This window comes from Neobacillus ginsengisoli, from assembly GCF_030813055.1.
The window spans coordinates 155,957-177,146 of record NZ_JAUSTW010000007.1 but is presented as its reverse complement, the minus strand read 5'-3'; the positions used below and the strand labels follow the sequence as shown (position 1 = coordinate 177,146).

At 43.5% G+C, this 21,190-nt stretch carries 22 protein-coding genes; 21 read left to right on the top strand and 1 reads right to left on the bottom strand.

Features of this window, described 5'->3' with window-relative positions:
- Positions 1 to 14: 14 nt before the first annotated feature.
- Entirely contained in the window at positions 15 to 605 is a 591-nt protein-coding gene (rpoE, locus tag J2S10_RS20195; RefSeq protein ID WP_307411472.1) for a DNA-directed RNA polymerase subunit delta, read from the top strand.
- A gap of 269 nt (positions 606 to 874) precedes the next feature.
- Positions 875 to 2,470 carry a CTP synthase gene (locus tag J2S10_RS20190; RefSeq protein WP_307411470.1) on the top strand — a complete coding sequence of 532 codons (1,596 nt, stop codon included), beginning with the start codon at positions 875 to 877 and terminating at the stop codon, positions 2,468 to 2,470.
- A 74-nt stretch (positions 2,471 to 2,544) separates the two neighbouring features.
- On the opposite strand, the gene J2S10_RS20185 is transcribed toward J2S10_RS20190, so the two are convergent.
- The gene (locus J2S10_RS20185) at positions 2,545 to 3,078 is read right to left on the bottom strand and encodes a DUF2529 domain-containing protein (protein ID WP_307411467.1); all 534 of its coding nucleotides are present in this window, start codon (positions 3,076 to 3,078) and stop codon (positions 2,545 to 2,547) included.
- A 171-nt stretch (positions 3,079 to 3,249) separates the two neighbouring features.
- On the opposite strand from J2S10_RS20185, the gene J2S10_RS20180 reads away from it, so the two are divergent.
- The 19 genes from J2S10_RS20180 (at position 3,250) to J2S10_RS20090 (ending at position 20,963) form a co-directional block, all read left to right on the top strand.
- Entirely contained in the window at positions 3,250 to 3,639 is a 390-nt protein-coding gene (locus tag J2S10_RS20180; RefSeq protein WP_307411464.1) for a response regulator, read from the top strand.
- 234 nt (positions 3,640 to 3,873) lie between these two features.
- A complete protein-coding gene (locus tag J2S10_RS20175; protein ID WP_307411462.1) occupies positions 3,874 to 4,731 on the top strand; it encodes a class II fructose-bisphosphate aldolase in 858 nt (285 codons plus the stop codon).
- 151 nt (positions 4,732 to 4,882) lie between these two features.
- Positions 4,883 to 5,533 (top strand): fructose-6-phosphate aldolase, encoded by a 651-nt coding sequence (gene fsa, locus J2S10_RS20170; RefSeq protein WP_307411459.1) that lies wholly within the window; start codon positions 4,883 to 4,885, stop codon positions 5,531 to 5,533.
- 211 nt (positions 5,534 to 5,744) lie between these two features.
- Positions 5,745 to 7,031 carry a UDP-N-acetylglucosamine 1-carboxyvinyltransferase gene (locus J2S10_RS20165; protein WP_307411456.1) on the top strand — a complete coding sequence of 429 codons (1,287 nt, stop codon included), beginning with the start codon at positions 5,745 to 5,747 and terminating at the stop codon, positions 7,029 to 7,031.
- Between the two features lie 123 nt (positions 7,032 to 7,154).
- On the top strand, positions 7,155 to 8,117 hold the full coding sequence (gene glpX, locus J2S10_RS20160; RefSeq protein ID WP_307411453.1) for a class II fructose-bisphosphatase: 963 nt from the start codon (positions 7,155 to 7,157) through the stop codon (positions 8,115 to 8,117).
- Positions 8,118 to 8,507: 390 nt separating this feature from the next.
- Positions 8,508 to 9,773: a transcription termination factor Rho gene (gene rho / locus J2S10_RS20155; protein ID WP_307411449.1), complete on the top strand. Its 1,266-nt coding sequence runs from the start codon at positions 8,508 to 8,510 to the stop codon at positions 9,771 to 9,773.
- Positions 9,774 to 10,084: 311 nt separating this feature from the next.
- Positions 10,085 to 10,297: a 50S ribosomal protein L31 gene (gene rpmE / locus J2S10_RS20150; RefSeq protein ID WP_307411447.1), complete on the top strand. Its 213-nt coding sequence runs from the start codon at positions 10,085 to 10,087 to the stop codon at positions 10,295 to 10,297.
- A gap of 162 nt (positions 10,298 to 10,459) precedes the next feature.
- A complete protein-coding gene (locus J2S10_RS20145; protein WP_307411445.1) occupies positions 10,460 to 11,071 on the top strand; it encodes a thymidine kinase in 612 nt (203 codons plus the stop codon).
- Positions 11,072 to 11,211: 140 nt separating this feature from the next.
- Positions 11,212 to 11,682, top strand: coding sequence for a hypothetical protein (locus J2S10_RS20140; protein WP_307411442.1), 471 nt, complete (start codon positions 11,212 to 11,214; stop codon positions 11,680 to 11,682).
- Positions 11,683 to 11,816: 134 nt separating this feature from the next.
- Positions 11,817 to 12,890 (top strand): peptide chain release factor 1, encoded by a 1,074-nt coding sequence (gene prfA, locus J2S10_RS20135; RefSeq protein ID WP_307411440.1) that lies wholly within the window; start codon positions 11,817 to 11,819, stop codon positions 12,888 to 12,890.
- Positions 12,883 to 13,734, top strand: coding sequence for a peptide chain release factor N(5)-glutamine methyltransferase (gene prmC, locus J2S10_RS20130; protein ID WP_307411438.1), 852 nt, complete (start codon positions 12,883 to 12,885; stop codon positions 13,732 to 13,734). The genes prfA and prmC overlap by 8 nt, the downstream gene beginning before the upstream one ends.
- A 207-nt stretch (positions 13,735 to 13,941) precedes the next feature.
- Entirely contained in the window at positions 13,942 to 14,844 is a 903-nt protein-coding gene (gene spoIIR / locus J2S10_RS20125; RefSeq protein ID WP_307411436.1) for a stage II sporulation protein R, read from the top strand.
- A 243-nt stretch (positions 14,845 to 15,087) separates the two neighbouring features.
- On the top strand, positions 15,088 to 15,534 hold the full coding sequence (locus J2S10_RS20120; protein WP_307411433.1) for a GNAT family N-acetyltransferase: 447 nt from the start codon (positions 15,088 to 15,090) through the stop codon (positions 15,532 to 15,534).
- 185 nt (positions 15,535 to 15,719) lie between these two features.
- The gene (locus tag J2S10_RS20115; RefSeq protein ID WP_307411430.1) at positions 15,720 to 16,763 is read left to right on the top strand and encodes an L-threonylcarbamoyladenylate synthase; all 1,044 of its coding nucleotides are present in this window, start codon (positions 15,720 to 15,722) and stop codon (positions 16,761 to 16,763) included.
- Positions 16,764 to 16,862: 99 nt separating this feature from the next.
- Positions 16,863 to 17,420, top strand: coding sequence for a manganese efflux pump MntP (locus J2S10_RS20110; protein ID WP_307411428.1), 558 nt, complete (start codon positions 16,863 to 16,865; stop codon positions 17,418 to 17,420).
- Between the two features lie 287 nt (positions 17,421 to 17,707).
- Positions 17,708 to 19,093, top strand: a complete 1,386-nt coding sequence (locus J2S10_RS20105) for a C39 family peptidase (protein ID WP_307411426.1) — start codon at positions 17,708 to 17,710, stop codon at positions 19,091 to 19,093.
- Between the two features lie 25 nt (positions 19,094 to 19,118).
- Entirely contained in the window at positions 19,119 to 19,622 is a 504-nt protein-coding gene (locus J2S10_RS20100; protein WP_307411423.1) for a low molecular weight protein arginine phosphatase, read from the top strand.
- A gap of 313 nt (positions 19,623 to 19,935) precedes the next feature.
- Complete coding sequence (gene rpiB / locus J2S10_RS20095; protein ID WP_307411419.1) at positions 19,936 to 20,382, top strand: ribose 5-phosphate isomerase B; 447 nt, start codon at positions 19,936 to 19,938, stop codon at positions 20,380 to 20,382.
- A 14-nt stretch (positions 20,383 to 20,396) separates the two neighbouring features.
- Positions 20,397 to 20,963: a TIGR01440 family protein gene (locus J2S10_RS20090; protein WP_307411416.1), complete on the top strand. Its 567-nt coding sequence runs from the start codon at positions 20,397 to 20,399 to the stop codon at positions 20,961 to 20,963.
- The last annotated feature ends 227 nt before the right edge of the window (positions 20,964 to 21,190 follow it).

The following is a 21,190-nucleotide window of genomic DNA, read 5'->3' as shown; positions in this document are numbered from 1 at the left end:
AGGAAGTGCCAAAATTGAGTCTAGAAAGTTACTCAAAAGAGCAATTAAAAGAGTTATCCCTCATAGAAATGGCTTACGAGTTTTTAAAAAATAGAAAACAAGCTATTTCCTTTAATGAATTAGTAAGTGAAATCGCTGCAGCTGCAGATATTTCGGAACAAGAAATCAGATCACGCTTGGCACAATTTTATACTGATATGAATATCGATGGCCGTTTCCTATCATTAGGTGAAAACCGTTGGGGACTTCGCGTTTGGTATCCTGTTGATACGGCTGAAGAAGAAGTGGCTTCTGTCGTTAAACCTAAGAAGAAAAAGGCTAAAAAGGTTGTCGATGAAGAGGATCTCGATCTTGACGATTACGATGAAATCGATGAAGAAGAAGAATACGATGATCTTGATGACTTTGCAGATGATGAAGATGATCTTCTGGAAGATGATGAAGATTTACTTGAGGATGACCTTGAAGAAGATGAAGATCTTTTGGACGACGATGACGATGTCATTGAGGACGAAGAAGAATTTGATCTTGGCGATGAAGAAGATTTAGATGACGAAGACCTCGAAGAAGAAGAAGAGTTCGAGGAAGAGGAAAAAGATAAATAATCAGCTTGACTTTTTAATCCTGCCCTTGTAGAATCTTTTTTGGGCTCCTTTTAAAAGGAACGATTCGATATTTACTAATATGCGCTCCCTTACATTAAGTAAGCGGAGTGCTTTTTGCTTTTTCATGGAATGTTGATTTTCCCCGTCGAAAGAGGAAAGATTGCAACTATGATCCGAGTTTCTTTATGGATAAGGTGTTTGAAAAAATTTTAGAAAAACGCCTTAAACAAAATGAATAATGCACAAACTGTATAAGAGGGGGATTATTTATGACAAAGTATATTTTTGTAACAGGCGGTGTGGTTTCATCGCTCGGAAAAGGAATTACCGCTTCATCTTTAGGGCGCTTATTAAAAAATCGCGGACTTAGCGTGACGATTCAAAAGTTTGATCCGTACATTAACGTGGACCCGGGAACAATGAGCCCGTATCAGCACGGCGAAGTGTTCGTCACCGATGACGGCGCTGAAACCGACTTGGACCTAGGTCACTATGAGCGTTTTATTGATATTAATTTAAGCAAATATAGCAACGTTACGACCGGGAAAATCTACTCGACCGTTTTACGAAAAGAACGCCGCGGCGACTATTTGGGTGGTACGGTTCAGGTTATTCCGCATATCACGAATGAGATCAAGGAGCGCGTGTTCCGTGCCGGCAAAGAAACAAATGCCGATGTTGTCATTACGGAAATTGGCGGAACCGTCGGGGATATTGAGTCATTGCCATTCCTTGAAGCGATTCGTCAAATCAAAAGTGATATCGGCCGTGATAACGTGATGTACATTCACTGTACGCTTATTCCGTATATTAAAGCTGCGGGAGAAATGAAAACGAAGCCGACCCAGCACAGTGTAAAAGAGCTGCGCAGTCTTGGAATTCAGCCAAATATCATCGTTGTTCGGACGGAAATGCCGGTTTCACAGGATATGAAGGATAAAATTGCGTTGTTCTGTGATATTGATGCCAAGGCGGTCATTGAATGTCAGGATGCAGATACGCTTTACTCGATTCCGCTTTCGCTTCAAGAGCAAAACATGGACCAAATTGTCTGCGATCATTTGAAATTAGATACGCCTGAAGCGGAAATGTCAGAATGGAAAGAATTGGTCGGCCGTGTCCTCAATCTTTCTAACAAAGTGCGCATTGGGCTTGTCGGTAAATATGTTGAGCTGCAGGATGCCTATATTTCCGTTGTTGAAGCGATGAAGCATGCCGGTTATGCATTTGACACGGATGTGGAAGTAAAATGGATCAATTCCGAAGAGGTAACTAGTGAGAATGTGGCTGAGTTATTGAATGATGTTGACGGAATTCTTGTACCTGGAGGGTTCGGTGATCGTGGAATTGAAGGCAAAATTGAAGCAACCCGTTACGCACGTGAACAGAAGAAGCCATTCCTTGGTATTTGTTTAGGTATGCAGCTGGCGACGATTGAATTTGCCCGTAATGTCCTCGGCTACAATGGAGCACATTCTGCTGAATTCCAGCCGGACACGGAATATCCAATTATCGATTTGCTTCCGGAACAGAAGGATGTTGAAGACTTGGGTGGAACATTGCGTTTAGGACTATATCCTTGCCGCCTTGCTGAGGATACGAAAGCGTTCGCTGCTTATGAAGAAGAAGTGGTTTATGAGCGTCACCGTCACCGTTATGAGTTTAACAATCATTATCGTCAAGAGATGGAAGAGGCAGGATTTATTTTCTCCGGTACAAGTCCTGACGGCCGCTTGGTGGAAATCATCGAACTATCCGATCATCCATGGTTCGTAGCGTCTCAATTCCATCCTGAATTCGTATCAAGACCAACGCGCCCGCAGCCGCTTTTCCGCAACTTTATTAAGGCGTCAATTCAAAAATAAATTTTTCAGGGTCAGTTCCGTTTTCATGACAGGATTGGCTTTTAAAAAAAACGACCTGAACCCAGGTCGTTTTTTTACTCCTCATATTCAGCAATAATCTCCTCAATCGTGAACTTCAAGCCGTAATAAACAAATAATCCCGCCATTGCCGTCGGAACCCCGTAGCGATTTCCTAAATCGTCCGGAAGCAAGCCTTTTGACAACAACAAATCAATATGAACGTCCGCCAGCTCCGTCAACTGACCCGCAGCAGCATCTAAAGTGGAAACGGCCACAAACGGGATTTCTTTTTCCTGCAGCTTTAACGCAAGCTCCACTGCCTCGCGATCAGCCGAAGACCTTGTGAAAATCAACACTCGGTCTGCACGCTTAAGTTCATTCCAATTCTCAGCTGCAGCTGCCAATATTTTCGCACCGGCAAGCGGCTCTGCACCCTCTGAGGCCTCAAACTCCACAGCCTTCATTTCCTTCGTTCCAAAAATGTAGATGGAGCCATCCCCGATGGGAGCCTGAGCAAGCAGCCGTGCCCCATCCTCGAATGAAAACTCTGCTTTTTCCTCTATTCTTTTAAACAAACCGGTTAGCTGGGTGGTAAACATTTTTAGCAAAATAAACCCCTCCTTATCGGATTTATTATAAACTTTTTCAATTAAATGCAAAAATAGCCCCGATATTATCGTAAAATAACATGAAAACATTTTGCGAAAAGGCAGGAATTTTTAAAAAGATGTAGAACTATAGTAAGTGGGATAAAGGGAAAATGGATCGAATTTAACAAAATGGGAAGAGGTGGAGTTATGAAAGAGAAAATTTTAATTGTTGACGATCAGTTTGGAATTCGGATTTTATTAAATGAGGTGTTCCAAAAAGAAGGGTATCAAACATTTCAGGCTGCAAACGGCATTCAAGCCCTTGATATTGTTACAAAGCATGACCCAGATCTTGTCCTTTTGGATATGAAAATACCCGGAATGGATGGTATTGAAATATTAAAAAGAATGAAGGTTATTGACCCGGACATCCGTGTCATCATTATGACGGCATACGGTGAATTGGATATGATTCAAGAAGCGAAGGATCTTGGGGCCATTACGCACTTTGCCAAGCCGTTCGATATTGATGATATCCGGGCAGCAGTAAGAAAACATTTGCCGCAAAAAGCAAATTAACACTTTACATCATAACAATGAACAAATATTCGTATGTTTACGCTTTCAATATGACAGTTTACAAAACTGTGCTAGATTAATGGCAATTCCTTATTTCTTTTGGTATGATACATATTGAAAAATCAATGGTTGCTTATTCTTTTCTGGTTATACATATTCGCGAAATGAGCAGGAAATCCTTAAAGAGGAAGTCCTGTTTGAAAAGAGTTCAACCTAAAACAAGGAGGAAGAGAAATGCCTTTAGTTTCAATGACAGAAATGCTAAAAAAAGCAAAAGCGGAAGGCTATGCTGTTGGGCAGTTTAACCTTAACAACCTTGAATTTACACAAGCAATCCTTCAGGCTGCTGAATCAGAAAAATCACCTGTTATCCTTGGTGTATCTGAAGGTGCAGGACGTTATATGGGCGGATTCAAAACCGTTGTTAAAATGGTAGAAGGATTAATGGAAGATTATAAAGTGACTGTTCCGGTCGCTATTCACTTGGACCACGGTTCAAGCTTTGAAAAATGTAAAGAAGCGATTGATGCAGGTTTCACATCTGTTATGATCGATGCTTCACATCACCCGTTTGAAGAAAATATCGAAATCACTTCCAAAGTGGTGGATTATGCACATTCACACGGCGTTTCCGTTGAAGCTGAATTAGGTACAGTCGGCGGACAGGAAGACGATGTTGTAGCTGAAGGCGTAATCTATGCAGATCCTAAGGAATGTGAAGAGCTTGTTAAACGTACAGGCATTGACTGCCTTGCGCCTGCATTAGGCTCTGTACACGGTCCTTACAAAGGTGAACCAAACCTTGGCTTTAAAGAAATGGAAGAAATCGGAAATATCACTGGCATGCCGCTTGTTCTTCATGGCGGAACAGGTATCCCGACAAAAGATATCAAAAAATCTATTTCTTTAGGTACTGCAAAAATCAACGTAAACACAGAAAACCAAATTGCATCCGCTAAAGTAGTTCGTGAAGTATTAGCTGCAAAACCGAATGAATACGATCCACGTAAATATTTAGGACCTGCACGTGATGCAATCAAAGAAACGGTTAGCGGTAAAATGCGCGAATTCGGTTCTGCGGGAAAAGCTTAATAAGACAAAACAAATCGGACTAGGCTTGAAAAGGTACTTCAAAGTTTGGTACGATTTTAGTAAATTGAAACCGCCCTTAACGAAAAGGGCGGTTTCAGTATGTTAAATAGATTAGTCGAAAAATAGCGAAAAATAATTGGAGGGAAACAGAATGAAATTTTTTATTGATACAGCCAATATTGAAGAAATCCGTGAAGTCTATGAGTTAGGATTACTATCAGGTGTTACGACAAACCCATCACTTGTCGCAAAAGAAAAAGATGTTTCTTTCCATGATCGCATCAAAGAAATCGCAGCGCTTGTGCCGGGTTCTGTCAGTGCGGAGGTTATTTCACTTGATGCGGAAGGGATGATTCGCGAAGGGAAAGAGCTTGCAGCAATCGCGCCGAATATTACCGTTAAGGTACCAATGACTCCCGATGGCTTAAAAGCAGTAGCAGCTTTTTCAAAAGAAGGAATCAAAACAAACGTAACGCTTATTTTCAGTGCTAATCAGGCATTGCTTGCAGCCAGAGCAGGGGCAACCTATGTGTCGCCATTCCTTGGCCGCCTAGATGATATCGGACAAAATGGTTTAGATCTGATTTCCACAATCTCTGAGATCTTTGCTGTTCACGGCCTTGAAACAGAAATCATTGCTGCATCGATTCGCAATCCGATTCACGTGACAGAAGCAGCATTAAGAGGAGCTCATATTGCGACAATTCCATACAAAGTTCTATTAGGTCTTTTCCATCATCCATTAACCGATAAAGGAATTGAAGGCTTCCTAAAAGACTGGAATTCCCGTACAAACGCGTAAAAATAACCAAAATTTTTCCATTTTCGTAATTTTTTTTAATATGGATACATGAAAATAAAATTTTCGTGTAAACTATATAAATAGACAAGCTGTCGGAATTTGACTTTTTGTGTTGGAAAAAAATACCTCAAGCTTCGTTTTAGTGATAAATGGCGCTTTTTATAAATGAAGAAACCATTCATTTCTTGTAACGGCTAGAAGGGAGTCGAAAATGGAAAAACTTAAGATCGCGGGCGGTTATCCGTTAAAGGGGACCGTAAGAATAAGTGGAGCAAAAAATAGTGCGGTTGCCTTAATCCCGGCGACCATTTTGGCAGAATCACCGGTAACTATTGAAGGATTACCGGATATCTCTGACGTTGAAATTCTTAAGGACCTGCTCGAAGAAATCGGAGGTAAGGTCCGGCTTTCCGATGATGACATGACGGTTGATCCATCGACAATGATCTCTATGCCGCTGCCAAACGGAAAGGTAAAAAAACTGCGTGCTTCCTATTATTTAATGGGGGCGATGCTGGGCCGCTTTAAAAAGGCTGTCATCGGTCTGCCGGGTGGCTGCCACCTTGGACCAAGACCGATTGATCAGCATATTAAAGGCTTCGAAGCATTAGGGGCCAGTGTTACAAATGAACAAGGTGCCATTTATTTGCGTGCCGATGAGCTTCGCGGGGCACGAATTTATTTAGACGTTGTAAGCGTCGGGGCAACCATCAATATTATGCTGGCTGCGGTCAGAGCAAAAGGCCGTACCGTCATTGAGAATGCCGCGAAAGAGCCGGAGATCATCGATGTAGCTACCCTGTTAAACAATATGGGGGCAAAAATTAAAGGTGCCGGAACCGATGTCATCCGGATTGACGGAGTGGACAGCCTCCATGGCTGCCGCCACACGATTATTCCTGATCGAATTGAAGCGGGGACCTACATGATTATCGGTGCCGCAATCGGTGAAGGTGTCTTAATTGACAACGTGATTCCGCAGCACTTAGAGTCGTTAATTGCCAAGCTGCGCGAAATGGGCGTGCAGGTGGAATCAGGGGATGACCAGGTGTTTGTCAATGGAGCCGCTAATTTGAAAGCGGTTGATATCAAAACCCTTGTCTATCCCGGTTTCCCAACGGATCTGCAGCAGCCTTTCACGACCCTTTTAACAAAATCGGCAGGTTCAAGTGTCGTTACGGATACTATTTATGGTGCCCGTTTTAAACATATTGATGAATTACGAAGAATGAATTCCAATATTAAGGTGGAGGGACGCTCTGCCATTATTAACGGTCCGATTCAGCTTCAAGGTGCTAAAGTGAAAGCGAGTGACCTTAGGGCAGGGGCTGCATTGGTGATTGCAGGCCTGATTGCCGAAGGAATTACTGAAGTAACGGGTCTTGAGCATATCGATCGAGGCTATAGTAATCTTGTCGAAAAATTAAATGGCCTTGGGGCGACGATTTGGCGCGAAGCTTTAACAAATGAAGAAGTAGAACAGTTGAAAAACACTTAGGCGCCGGGCGCATTCTCGGAACGCCTTTCCTTCGTGCGGAGTATTTAATCCGAAGATTACTTTTAGGTAACTAGAAAATAAAATACGCATTCTTTTTATAGGGAATAGTGGGGGATGGAACCGATGGAAAGAAGTTTATCAATGGAACTAGTTCGTGTTACGGAGGCAGCTGCACTTGCTTCAGCTCGCTGGATGGGACGCGGGAAAAAAGATGAAGCGGACGGTGCTGCTACATCGGCAATGCGTGATGTGTTTGATACGATTCCAATGAAGGGAACAGTGGTCATTGGTGAAGGCGAAATGGATGAAGCACCAATGCTTTATATTGGGGAAAAGCTTGGAACCGGGTATGGACCGCGCGTCGATGTCGCTGTCGATCCGTTGGAAGGGACTAATATTTTAGCATCAGGCGGTTGGAATGCACTTGCGGTTCTGGCAGTTGCGGATCATGGAAACTTACTTCATGCTCCTGATATGTATATGGAAAAAATTGCTGTCGGTCCTGAAGCCGTCGGGCAAATCGATATTAACGCATCTGTATTGGACAACCTTAAAGCTGTTGCCAGAGCGAAAAACAAAGACATCGAGGATGTGGTTGCAACGGTCTTAAACCGTCCACGTCATGAACATATTATTGCTCAGCTTCGCGAAGCGGGAGCAAGAATTAAATTGATTAACGACGGTGATGTCGCCGGTGCAATCAATACAGCATTTGATAACACAGGTGTTGACATTCTTTTTGGCTCAGGCGGAGCCCCGGAAGGTGTCATTTCCGCAGTTGCCCTAAAATGTTTAGGTGGCGAACTGATCGGCAAACTATTGCCGCAAAGTGACGCTGAATTAGAGCGTTGTATCAATATGGGCCTTGATGTTAATCGGGTACTTCGCATGGAAGACCTTGTTAAAGGTGACGATGCCATTTTTGCTGCAACGGGTGTAACCGATGGAGAATTATTACGCGGCGTTCAATTTAAAGGATCTTACGGCTCAACACACTCCGTTGTTATGAGAGCGAAATCGGGAACTGTTCGTTTTATTGACGGACGTCACAGCTTGAAAAAGAAACCGAACTTAGTCATTAAATAAAATTTTTAAAAATCAGTGCAAACCCTTTCAGGAGAGGCCCGGATTTTCGAAGTCCGGACTCTCTTAAAATGAAAAACTCCTTTATATAGATAAACTCCAAGAGGAATACAGAGCATACTCCTTCCAGAAAAAATTTCCAACGATTATTTTGCTAAAGAAAGCTCCCCGACGGTAGATTCTGATTGCCAAAAAAATTTAGTTGATTAATTTTTTACTCAGAGGGTAAAATAAGAATTGTTTTTACTATGGATCATTTTCTGCAATTCTATTTAAATTCTTCTTTTGATGCCTCTTTGAAAAAGATGTATACTTTTCTATTCTCTCATTTTCTTATTTAAATTTGCCGCTTAAAGGGCGGGTGTGTGAAAAATTTTAAAGTGTGGTGTACAAATGGACGTAACAATTTCAAATTTAGAAAATATGAAGCTGAAGGAACTTTATGAGCTAGCACGCGAATTTAAAGTGACCTATTACAGCAAATTAACGAAAAAAGAATTAATTTTTGCCATTTTAAAGGCTCGTGCGGAGCAACAGGGTTTCTTTTTTATGGAAGGTGTATTGGAAATTATCCAATCAGAAGGATTTGGCTTCTTACGGCCGATCAACTATTCGCCCAGCTCAGAGGATATCTACATCTCAGCATCTCAAATCCGCCGCTTTGACCTTCGTAATGGAGATAAGGTTTCCGGTAAGGTACGCCCTCCAAAAGAAAATGAACGATATTACGGTCTTTTGCACGTAGAAGCGGTAAACGGAGAAGATCCCGAATCTGCAAAGGAACGCGTTCACTTCCCGGCGTTGACGCCACTCTACCCGGACAGACAAATGAAGCTTGAAACAACTCCAAAATTTCTTTCTACAAGGATTATGGATTTAGTTGCTCCGGTCGGTTTTGGCCAAAGGGGATTAATTGTGGCTCCGCCAAAGGCCGGTAAAACGATGCTGTTAAAAGAAATCGCCAACAGCATTACCACGAACCACCCTGATGCGGAACTGATTGTTCTGTTAATCGATGAACGGCCCGAAGAAGTAACCGACATTGAGCGCTCTGTTGCCGGTGATGTGGTTAGCTCTACATTTGATGAAGTTCCCGAAAATCATATTAAAGTGGCCGAGCTTGTGCTGGACCGGGCGATGCGGTTAGTGGAGCATAAACGCGATGTGATTATCCTGATGGACAGCATCACACGTCTTGCCCGTGCCTATAACTTAGTTATTCCACCAAGCGGCAGAACTTTATCCGGGGGGATTGACCCGGCTGCTTTCCACCGACCAAAACGATTCTTTGGTGCGGCACGTAATATCGAGGAAGGCGGCAGCTTGACAATTTTAGCGACAGCCTTGGTTGATACAGGATCCCGTATGGACGATGTCATTTACGAGGAATTTAAAGGAACAGGTAATATGGAGCTCCATCTTGACCGTTCCCTTGCTGAACGCCGTATTTTCCCTGCACTTGATATTCGCCGTTCAGGAACACGTAAAGAAGAGCTTATTCTTCCGAAGGATCATTTGGATAAATTATGGGCCATTCGGAAGTCTATGTCAGATTCACCGGATTTTGCTGAACGCTTCTTAAAGAAATTAAGACAAACTAAATCCAATGAAGAATTTTTCGCGCAATTGGGTGAAGAATTAAAATCGAGAAGGTCTTAAGAAAAGCGGAAGCGCCCGTTTAGAGACGTATGGACTGGACCGCTCTGAATGAGATGAAGGAAACACGGAGAGCGATAGCGATTCGATGTTGACTTATCGTAAGAAGGAGAGGGAAGTCCACTAGTCGCTGGGTGCTGGAGCTAGACAGTTATCGAAGTTAAGGAACCCTCCAACAAATCCCAACTTGCAAAAACATCCTAGCCTTGTTATAATGGCTTCAGTATGTTTTTAGTATTTTAGTGTTTGTTTAAAAGACAAGCATTTATGATAACTCTGTTTCGAAAGATTCAGGGCGGAAGGAGATGAAAAGAATGAAAGCAGGAATTCATCCAAATTATAAAATGGTACAGGTGACTTGTGCTTGCGGAAACACTTTTGAAACTGGTTCAGTTAAGAAAGAAATTCGCGTTGAAACTTGTTCAGAATGTCATCCATTCTATACTGGTCGTCAAAAATTCGCTGAAGCAGGCGGACGTGTTGACCGTTTCAACAAAAAATACGGCCTTAAATCTCAGCAACAATAATCGTGTAAAGCACAGGCAAGAAGCAATTGACTTGCCTGTTTTTTATTGAATAAAACTTACAGTTTTTATGAAAAAATAGGAAGAAACGCGGAAGCGCTTGTCTAAGCGCCCGTTTAAATATAGATCGTTTACGGGTTCGTTATAGGAAGGAGACGCCGTTTTATGTATTTAATGAAGCAAAGCGGATGGGTTGAGGTTATCTGCGGCAGTATGTTTTCCGGAAAATCGGAGGAATTGATTCGCCGCATTAGGCGGGCTCAATTTGCCAAACAAAAAATAGCTGTATTTAAGCCAAAAATTGATAATCGCTACAGTGAGCAATCTGTAGTATCCCATAATGGTTCTTCTTTTATTGCGAAGCCAATTTCCCATTCTATGGAGATTATGCACCACATTGAGGCAGATATCGATATTATCGCAATTGATGAAGTTCAGTTTTTTGATGAAGGGATCGTTAGAATCGTGCAGGAGCTTGCAGACAGGGGACACCGTGTCGTTTGTGCGGGTCTTGATATGGATTTCCGCGGCGAGCCGTTCGGACAAATGCCGGCCTTAATGGCAATTGCTGAGCAAGTCACAAAACTGCAGGCTGTTTGTACCGTTTGCGGCTCACCTTCAAGCCGCACGCAGCGTCTTATTGACGGAAGACCGGCATCTTACCACGATCCTATCATTTTAGTCGGAGCATCGGAAGCATATGAGCCGCGCTGCCGTCATCACCACGAAGTGCCAAAAACGGCATATCGGCCGGAAGTGCAGCAAGCGGTGAAGTAGGTGGTGTCTGGCACCGCTGACTAGTGTTGAACAAGAACCGTTTGGGATTCGATCCCAGGCGGTTTTTTGTTTCTATGGAAAGATTTCTCTCGAACAGTTCAGCATACGAGCGGGCATGATAGTAGTAGGAGGTGGAAACAGTGAAAAAGTTCATTTTTCCCTCAGTATTTATCATGATGATGCTCGCTAGCGGATGCCAGACCAGAGATGCGAACGATGCTTCCTATGATTTGCGTAAAGATAAAACCGCTCCCAACTATATGTCATACACGACAACGGACCGCGATCAGAATCGCTTTGTTGGAAATGATGTAATCAACCAAAATCCTAACTTTCTTAATCTAAATGGAACGAGGAATGGTATTACATCAGGCGGCAGTGGGAATTTCGCGACAGATATTGATCAAGCCAAACGGGTAATCAATAATACCAACGAATTCCGGACAGAATCTGTTTTGATCAAAGGCGACAGGATGTGGGTAAGTGTTTTTAAAAAGGGCAATCTTACAAAACGCGATGTTAAAGATGCCGAAGCACGCCTCCATAAGAAACTTGTTCAAGCCCTGCCGCGTTATAATATTGACGTGAAAGTAAAAGAAGCGAGAAGATAACATGCTCTGATTTAGGGCATGTTTTTTGCGTTGGTGCTGCCTGAAAAAATTTTTCTACAATATTTGGTTTTGACGGTGCTTATCACCTATACTATAATTAGAATGTTATGGACTAAAACTAGAGGTGAATAACTGTGTTTGATCGTCTTCAATCCGTGGAAGATCGTTATGAAAAGTTAAATGAACTTTTAAGCGACCCGCAAATTATTAATGATTCAAAAAAACTTCGTGACTATTCAAAAGAACAATCTGACATACAAGAAACCGTACAAACGTACCGTCAATATAAAGAGGCACGCGAACAGCTTCAAGATGCGAAGGCTATGTTTGATGATAAGCTCGATGCTGATATGCGTGAAATGGTAAAAGAAGAAGTTAGCGAACTGGAAGCGCAAATTGAGGAATTAGAAGACCGGATGAAAATTCTTCTTATTCCAAAGGATCCAAACGATGACAAAAACGTTATCTTTGAAATCCGCGGTGCCGCAGGCGGTGACGAGGCTGCGCTGTTTGCAGGGACGCTTTACCGGATGTACAGCCGCTATGCGGAGGCCCAGGGCTGGAAAACGGATGTAATTGATGCGAACCCGACAGGTCTCGGCGGCTATAAAGAAATTATTTTTATGATTAATGGAACAGGTGCCTACTCAAAACTTAAGTTTGAAAATGGAGCCCACCGCGTTCAACGTGTTCCGGAAACAGAATCAGGCGGCCGTATCCACACGTCAACGGCAACAGTGGCATGTTTACCGGAAGCGGAAGAAGTGGAAATCGAAATTCACGATAAAGATATCCGTTTCGATGCCTTCGCATCAAGCGGTGCGGGCGGACAGTCCGTTAACACAACGATGTCAGCCGTTCGGTTAACGCATATTCCAACAGGTATCGTTGTATCATGTCAGGATGAAAAATCCCAGCATAAAAACAAAGATAAAGCGATGAAAGTATTACGAGCGCGTGTGTATGATAAGTTCCAGCAGGAAGCGCAGGCTGAATACGACCAGGTCCGTAAATCGGCTGTCGGAACCGGCGACCGTTCTGAACGGATTCGCACCTACAACTTCCCGCAAAATCGCGTGACCGACCATCGGATCGGCTTAACGATTCAAAAGCTGGATCAAATTTTAGAAGGCAAGCTTGATGAAGTGATTGATGCTTTGATTCTTGAAGATCAATCCAAAAAGCTTGAAAGTGCCTCAAATGAGTAAAAAAGTGTACGAAGCTCTCCAATGGGCTTCTTCTTTTTTAAAAAAATCAAATCGGGACGAAAATGCCGGGGAGCTGCTGCTCCGTCATTTTACGGGAATGTCTCGGTCGCAGCTGTTCGCGAACGTAAGGGAAGATTTAGCGCCTTCCGTTTGGAGCGAATTTGAAAAATCAATCCAGGAACATGTCAGGGGCGTGCCGATTCAATATATGATCGGTTCGGAGGAATTTTACGGGCGAACGTTTCTAGTCAATGAAGAGGTGCTGATTCCGAGACCGGAAACAGAAGAACTGGTTTATGAAATGCTGAAAAGAATTAAAAACGGCCAAAAGGTGGTCGATATAGGGACCGGCAGCGGGGCGATTGCCATTAGCCTAAAGCTTGAGAATCCGTCCTTACAAGTGTCTGCGTCCGATATTTCGGGTGAATCCTTGGCGGTCGCCAAGGAAAATGCCACTCGTCTTGGAGCGGAGGTTGAATTTTTCCAAGGGGATTTGCTGCAGCCGTTTATCGGTGAAAAGGTTGATGTCGTCATCTCGAACCCGCCGTATATTCCTGTAGGTGATATGGCAATGATGTCTGTAGTGGTTACTGAACATGAGCCGCACCGGGCGCTTTTTGCCGGCGAGGATGGTCTCGATTTTTACCGGAGATTTATGAAGGAGCTTCCTGACGTTCTGGCGCCGCGCGCGCTGGTTGGGTTTGAAATTGGGGCCGGTCAGGGCGAAGCGGTAGCGGAGCTTTTTAAAAAAACGTTTGGAAATGTTAAGGTGGACATCGTTAATGATATTAACGGGAAAGATAGAATGGTGTTTGCAGAAATGAACGAAGGTTCCGGGGGTTAATATTCCGGAGCTTTTTTGGCTAATAGGAAAGTCTAAACTTTTGCAAGTTTAGACTTTCCTATTACGCATAAGTGCAACTACGCCTCTGTCTTCGCCCTAAGGGGCTCGCCAATCGGCGAGTTTTCTTTACTAGATTTTTTTAAAATTAATAGTTTAAGATTCTTGGTTTCTGTCCACAATGAAGATATCGAAGGGACGGTGCCAAGAATGAAGAGTAAAACATTGGTATGGGCTTACCTATTAATTTTATCATTAGGAACTATTTTAAGTTTATATATACCGAAAGACCAAGCGATCGCAAAGGAAGAGGTTGTCATTCCGGGTGATGCGATTCGGCTGCGGATTCTTGCCAACAGTGATACGGGATCGGATCAAGCGCTTAAACGCCAGGTTCGGGATGCGGTAAATGCGAAGATTTCCTTATGGGTGAAGGATTTAACTTCACTGAATAAAGCAAAAACGGTGATTAAATCCAAGCTGCCGGAGATTCAAGCGATTGCGGAAACAACAGTGCGTGACAGGGGTTCAAATCAGAAGGTTAATGTTAAATTCGGCAAGGTTCAGTTTCCTACTAAATTGTACGGCGAGTTTTTATATCCGGCAGGAGATTATCAAGCGATATTAATCACTTTAGGCAAAGGGGAAGGGGCTAACTGGTGGTGCGTGTTGTATCCGCCGCTTTGCTTCCTGGATTTTTCAAATGGTGTAGCAGTCAGTGACGGTTTTGAGGATAGTCATAAAGCAAAAGCGGAAACAGTGAGTGAGGCGGAAGCTAATTCTGTAAATGAAGATACAGCATCGGTGGCGGAAGCTAATTCTATAAATGAAGGTGCAGCATCGGTGGCTGATGCTTCATCTGATGACACGCAAGCTACGGAAAAAAGCAGTACGGTTCAAGCTCAGGAAAAAGTAGACGATACGGAATTGCAGGTTGCTTCAGCAAAAAATGCTGCCCAAGATAACAGCGACCAACAGGAAAAACCGGCAAACAAAGTCTTGCAAAAACAGCATATTGCTAAAAAAGCGGCACCGGTTTATACAGCTGAAGATGAGCAGCCGGTCAAAGTTAAGTTTTTTATCGTAGAATTGTTTCAAAAGCTATTTGAATAATCGCCAGCCCCTTAAACCGGGGCTGGCTTTTTGCAGTTGGCAGGTAAAACGGGTGATAGTGGCAGATAAATAAGAAAAGCGGCAGGTAAAATATGAAAAGTGGCACCTAAATCCTAAAAATTAAAAAAGGTCTAGCTTGGCCAAAAGAATATACCAAAATTTTAGGAGAAACTATCATCCCCTGGTCTATTTTATCTATTTTTTCATATTAATAGATTATCAAAATAAACGAGGTGGACTAGGATGCAGTCATTAATTCGTAAAGCAGGCAAACAGGATTTGGGGAAATTGACGGCGTTTCTTAAACAGGCAAACCTGGGAACAGAAGGTTTGACGGACGAAACGGTGGACTACTTTTTGCTGATGGAGGATGAGGCGGGGGAATTGAAGGGGTCGCTTGGGATGGAAGCATTTGATGGCTTCGGGCTGTTGCGCTCACTCGTGGTTTCGGCGGGACAAGCTGAAAAAGAGATCTTCATTCTGTTTACCCAAATGCTTCAATTAGCAAAAGAAAAGGGGATGAACAGCTTATTTTTGGCAACAAATAAAAGGGAGGCTGTATCATTTTTTGAATTGCTGGGGTTTCAGAGTGTGGAGCGGGAGGAATTACCCACACCATTTTATCACTCCGACCATATTCGACACGTATTAAATGTGGATAACTCATTATTTTTGAAATTTTCACTATAATTGTGGATATATCCACAAAGTTATCCACGTTTTCCAGAATGTTATACACAATTTGTGGATAAAAGCTTGTTTTTATACCCACCTTCTTTTATACTTTCAAAAGTATTAGAGAAAAAATACAGGTCAAGATGCCTAAATTCGGCAAATTTCGAGTTTTAGCTTGTTTATGATAAAGGTGGATAAAAATGAACACAAAAGTTTGGAAAGTGGATAAGTATGTGGATAACTTGGGAAATAATCCACAGATTGTGGATGCAGCGGATTTTTTAAGAGAAAATGAAGTGGTCGCACTGCCGACAGAAACGGTATACGGTCTGGGAGGGAATGCGGAAAGCGACGAGGCGGTAGCGAAAATTTTTGCCGCGAAAGGGAGACCCGGGGATAATCCGTTAATTATTCACATTGCCGAAAAAGAACAACTTAAGCGCTTTGTAGCGGAAATCCCCAACAAAGCTTCCATCTTAATGGAAGCATTTTGGCCCGGGCCGCTGACGATTATTTTTAAAAAGAAAGAGGGGGTTCTTTCTGAAAAGGCAACGGCAGGGCTGGCAACCGTGGCGGTGAGAATGCCGGACCATCCCGTCGCCCTGGCCCTGTTGAAAAAATGCCGGCTGCCGATTGCGGCACCGAGTGCAAACAGCTCAGGTAAGCCGAGCCCGACCAATGCCGCGCATGTGCTCGACGATTTGCAAGGAAAGATTGCCGGTGTGCTCGACGGCGGAGCAACGGGTGTGGGTGTGGAATCGACGGTCGTAGATTGCACGGAACCGATTCCCGTCATCTTACGACCGGGCGGGGTGACGAAGGAGCAGCTTGAGGAAGTAGTTGGCGAAGTGCTTGTTGACCCGGCCTTGATGGACGGAGAGTCAAAGCCGAAAGCACCGGGGATGAAATATCGTCACTATGCACCGAATGCACCGCTTTTTCTCGTTGCGGGAAGCAGGGATTTTCTGCAAAAGCTTGTGGCGGAAAAGAAAAAGGAAGGGCTGCGGGTCGGCGTCCTGACGACGGAAGAAAATGCGGATCAGTATGATGCGGATGTCGTGATGGCTTGCGGAAAAAGAGCGGAGCTTGAAACGGTTGCCGCGTCGCTTTATGATACACTCCGGGCATTTAATCAAAAAAATGCCGATATTATTTTTAGCGAAATGTTCCCGAATTCAGGTGTCGGGCATGCGATCATGAACCGCTTGGAAAAGGCGGCAGGGAATAAGGTTATTAGTGAATAAGCATCAGTCTCTCCTATTGGAGACCTGATGCTTTTTTTTATGTCGCCTTCTAAATTTTCTTGGACGTGCATATGGTGAATTAGAGCAAGTCCAAGGGGGATGTCAGCAATGATAGGAGAAATAGTAACGCTGGTATTAATGGCGATTGCACTAGGGATGGATGCCTTTTCCGTTGGTCTTGGCATGGGGATGTACAAACTGCGCTTAAGGCAGATTTTTAAAATCGGCCTTACTATCGGCCTATTTCATGTGTGGATGCCGCTTGTCGGCATGCTCGCAGGTAAATATTTATCGGCGAAGTTTGGGACTTTTGCCACCTTAATTGGCGGATTGCTGCTGATTCTCTTAGGAATCCAAATGATTTGGTCAAGCTTTAAAAAGGGCGATGAAAAGGTCATCACGCCGATTGGCTTCGGCTTACTTTTGTTTGCGCTGAGCGTGAGCCTCGATAGTTTTTCATTGGGCCTGACGTTAGGAATATACGGGGCAAAAACATTAATGGTCATCATTTGCTTCGGCGTTGTTGCGACTATGCAAACATGGGCCGGTTTGCTCTTAGGGAGGAAGGTTCAGGGCTGGCTGGGCGTTTATGGCGAGGCGCTTGGCGGCGGTATTTTACTGGCGTTCGGCTTTAAATTATTGCATCTTTTTTGGTGAGGCTTTTTTCTAAAAACTTTGCTGCTATTTCATGCTTGTTTAATAAGTTATACAAGTTTTTCAGGAAAAGAATAGGTCAGTAATGAAGAAAAGAGCACGATACCATAGATAAATACGTGATTTTAGCCTATGTACGAAAAACAACAATTTATGATAAAGTAAATTTGGTAAAAACCCCATTTTTAATACTTTTTTCCATAAAATTATCCCTAAATATGGTAAGATAAAAACTAATAAATTTATAAACTATAAATCTATCATATTTATTTAAAAAGAAGGGACAGAAGATGGGGAAATTTCCAGTAAAAGTTTTTATTGGTCTCTTTGTTATTTCAAATTCATTATTTCCCATTCTTGCATCAGCCGAGATGACGACCGGCACCAATCAGGTTCAAGGACAATCGGCGGAACAAACAATTCAGGCTACAGCGCAGCAATCCCCGGGAACTGCGGTACAACCTAACCTAACGCCGGATTTGCAGCTTACGGAAAAAGTAACGGATAAGACGACGGTGATTAAAGGGAAAACAGCGCCAAGCGTTAAAATAACGGTTGAAACCAATGCCGGAATCCTTAATTCCGTTCAAGCAAATGCCGATGGTACGTTTGAAGTGCCGATTTCAAAACAACAGGCAAATACAATTTTAAAAATAACAACTACCGTTGGCACGAATACATATTCAATCGACGTCAAGGTGGAAGCATCACCGCCGATTGGCTGGGTTCTTGTGAAAGGATATTGGAATTATCTTAATAGCAACGGTCAAAAGATGACAGGCTGGGTTACCGATCAGGGCAAACGATATTTCCTCGACGAAACGGGTGTCATGAAAACCGGCTGGATTAAATCTTCTAATAGGTGGTATTATTTGAATACAAATGGCGCAATGAAAACGGGATGGTTATATTATGGCGGAAAATGGTACTTTCTCGACCGGAGCGGGGCAATGAAAACCGGATGGTTATTTGATGGCGGAAAGTGGTACTACCTAAATGGTGACGGTACGATGAAAATCGGCTGGGTCCAAAGCGGAAGGGACCGTTACTATCTTGGCAGCAGCGGGGCAATCGCTTCTGTCATTCTGGATGCGCCGCTTATTGCTCAAAATCCTGAGCTGTCGAGAGGCTGTGAAGTTACCTCTCTGGCGATGATGCTTCAGGATGCCGGAATCAAGGCCGATAAAATGGAACTGGCCAAACAGCTGAAAAAAGATCCGACACCATACTCCAAACAGAATGGTCAAATTTATTTTGGAAATCCAAATACGGGATTTGTCGGTGATATGTACACATTTAAACATCCGGGCCTTGCGGTTTATCACGGCCCGATTGCTGAACTGGCTAAAAAATATTTACCCAATCGAGTGGTTGATTTTTCGGGCAGTAACTTTGAAGAAATCTATAAATATCTGAATAACGGGACCTCTGTTTGGGTTATAAATAATACGTGGTTTGATACTGTGCCATCTCAATACTGGCAGAAATGGAACACGCCTGTAGGTCCGATTTCAATTACCTATAAGGAACACAGTGTGTTAGTTACCGGTTATGATAGGAATTATATCTATTTTAATGATCCTCTTGCCGTTATTAAAAATAGAAAAATGCCTGTGAGTGCTTTCAAGCGTGGCTGGGAGCAAATGGGCAAACAAGCGATATCCTATGTTCGTTAACAAAAAAGATTAAAAGACCTTTAATGTGTCTTTTTTGGAATCCGGGGATAACCGTTTTATAATAGGAGGAAAGGGGGCGGGCACAGTGCGACGCATTTTGTTTGTTTGTACGGGAAATACGTGTAGGAGTCCGATGGCCGAGGCGATTTTGAGGAGCAAGAAGGTCGAGGGAATGGAGGTTAGGTCTGCCGGTGTGTTTGCCGCGAATGGGAGTGAGGCATCTGCCCATGCGAAGTCGGTGCTTGATGCTAACCGGATTCCGCATCAGCATTCATCGAGCTTGTTAACCAATGAGACGGTGGATTGGGCGGAATTGATTTTAACGATGACCGCTTCGCATAAAGAGGCGATCAAGAGGGCTTACCCCGGTGCGGCGGTCAAGCTTTTTACGCTTAAGGAATTTACGGGTGAGGCCGTGGACCGTGATGTGGTTGACCCGTTCGGCGGGAACCTTGCCATGTATCAGGAAACATTTTACGAGCTGGATGGTTTGATTGATAAGGCGCTTAAAAAATTAGGCTCTCTTTGAAAAGAGAGCTTTAGATTGTCGGGAAAGGGTATTTTTCTCGGCAATTTTTTATTTTGTCAGAATCATACCAAATTTATTGATTGTCCCTGCAAATGGGCCTGTTGAAAAGCCTATATATCAATAATATTATAACAAATTAACGCGGTGAATTATTGAAGTAAATGAATAAAATAAGAGGCTTCCGAGGGTTTTTCGACAGCCTGAGGCTCTCTTTGAAAAGGGAGCATTTTATTTTTGTTCGCGCTTTATATTTTTGGAGCAGTGTGTCAAAATTAAAAGCATGAGTCTTGATTTGTTTTAGGAGGGTTTTGACATGAAAGTAGCATTGGCATCGGATCATGGCGGGGTCAATATTAGAAAAGAAATCGCCAATTTACTGGATGAATTAGGTATTGAATATGTGGATTTCGGCTGTGATTGCAGCACTTCGGTGGATTATCCCGATTATGCTCTGCCGGTTGCGGAAAAAGTGGCGAGCGGCGAGTTTGACCGCGGGATTTTAATTTGCGGCACGGGCATCGGCATGAGTATTTCGGCAAACAAGGTCAAAGGAATTCGCTGTGCACTAGTGCATGATACGTTTAGTGCAAAAGCAACGCGTGCCCATAATGACAGCAATATGCTGGCGATGGGTGAACGGGTAATCGGACCGGGTTTAGCCCGGGATATTGCACAGCTTTGGCTGACAGGTGAGTATGAAGGCGGCCGTCATGCGACTCGTATAGGGAAAATTACGGAATACGAAAATAAGCACCTCTGAAAGGGAAGAAGCTTATGATTCACGAATGGGAAAATGAACTGAATGCGATTCTGGCAGAGTATAAAGAACAGGTTTCGTTCAAGCCCGGGCAGCTGTTGGTCGTCGGCTGCAGCACAAGCGAGGTCATCGGCGAGCGAATTGGCACAGCGGGTACGCTTGATGTGGCGGAAATGATTTTCCGCGGGCTGAAAAAGCTTCAAAGCGAAACAGGTATCGAGCTGGCGTTCCAATGCTGCGAGCATTTAAATCGGGCACTTGTGGTGGAGAGTGCTGTCGCTGAGCGCAGGGGCTTGGATGAGGTTTCGGTCGTTCCGGTTCGGACAGCGGGCGGGGCGATGGCCACCTATGCCTTCGGTGAAATGGAAGCTGCCGTTGTTGTTGAGTTTGTGAAGGCGGATGCGGGGATCGATATTGGCAACACGCTAATGGGCATGCATCTAAAACATGTGGCTGTTCCGGTTCGCGTTAAGCAAAAAAGCATCGGACATGCTCATGTCACCTTGGCCAATACCAGGCCGAAATTAATCGGCGGCGTGAGAGCTGTCTACGAACGAAATGAGGCAAATTCAAGCTGCAGCTAGGCGTGATTGTTACATTAATGCAGCAAAGCGGCGGGATAATTCCCGCCTCTTTAAAATAAAAAACACGAAAGTTTAAGCCAGTGATAGCGGATTCATTCGTGAAAAATTGGTCCATTTGCTTAATATCGTGGTAATTGCTGTTGTTAATCGCGGTAAATCCGAAAAATCTTTCTCTTTCAATTTAAGTAAGATTCGTGCTAAAATGAAAATGAATTTTTCGAAATAAT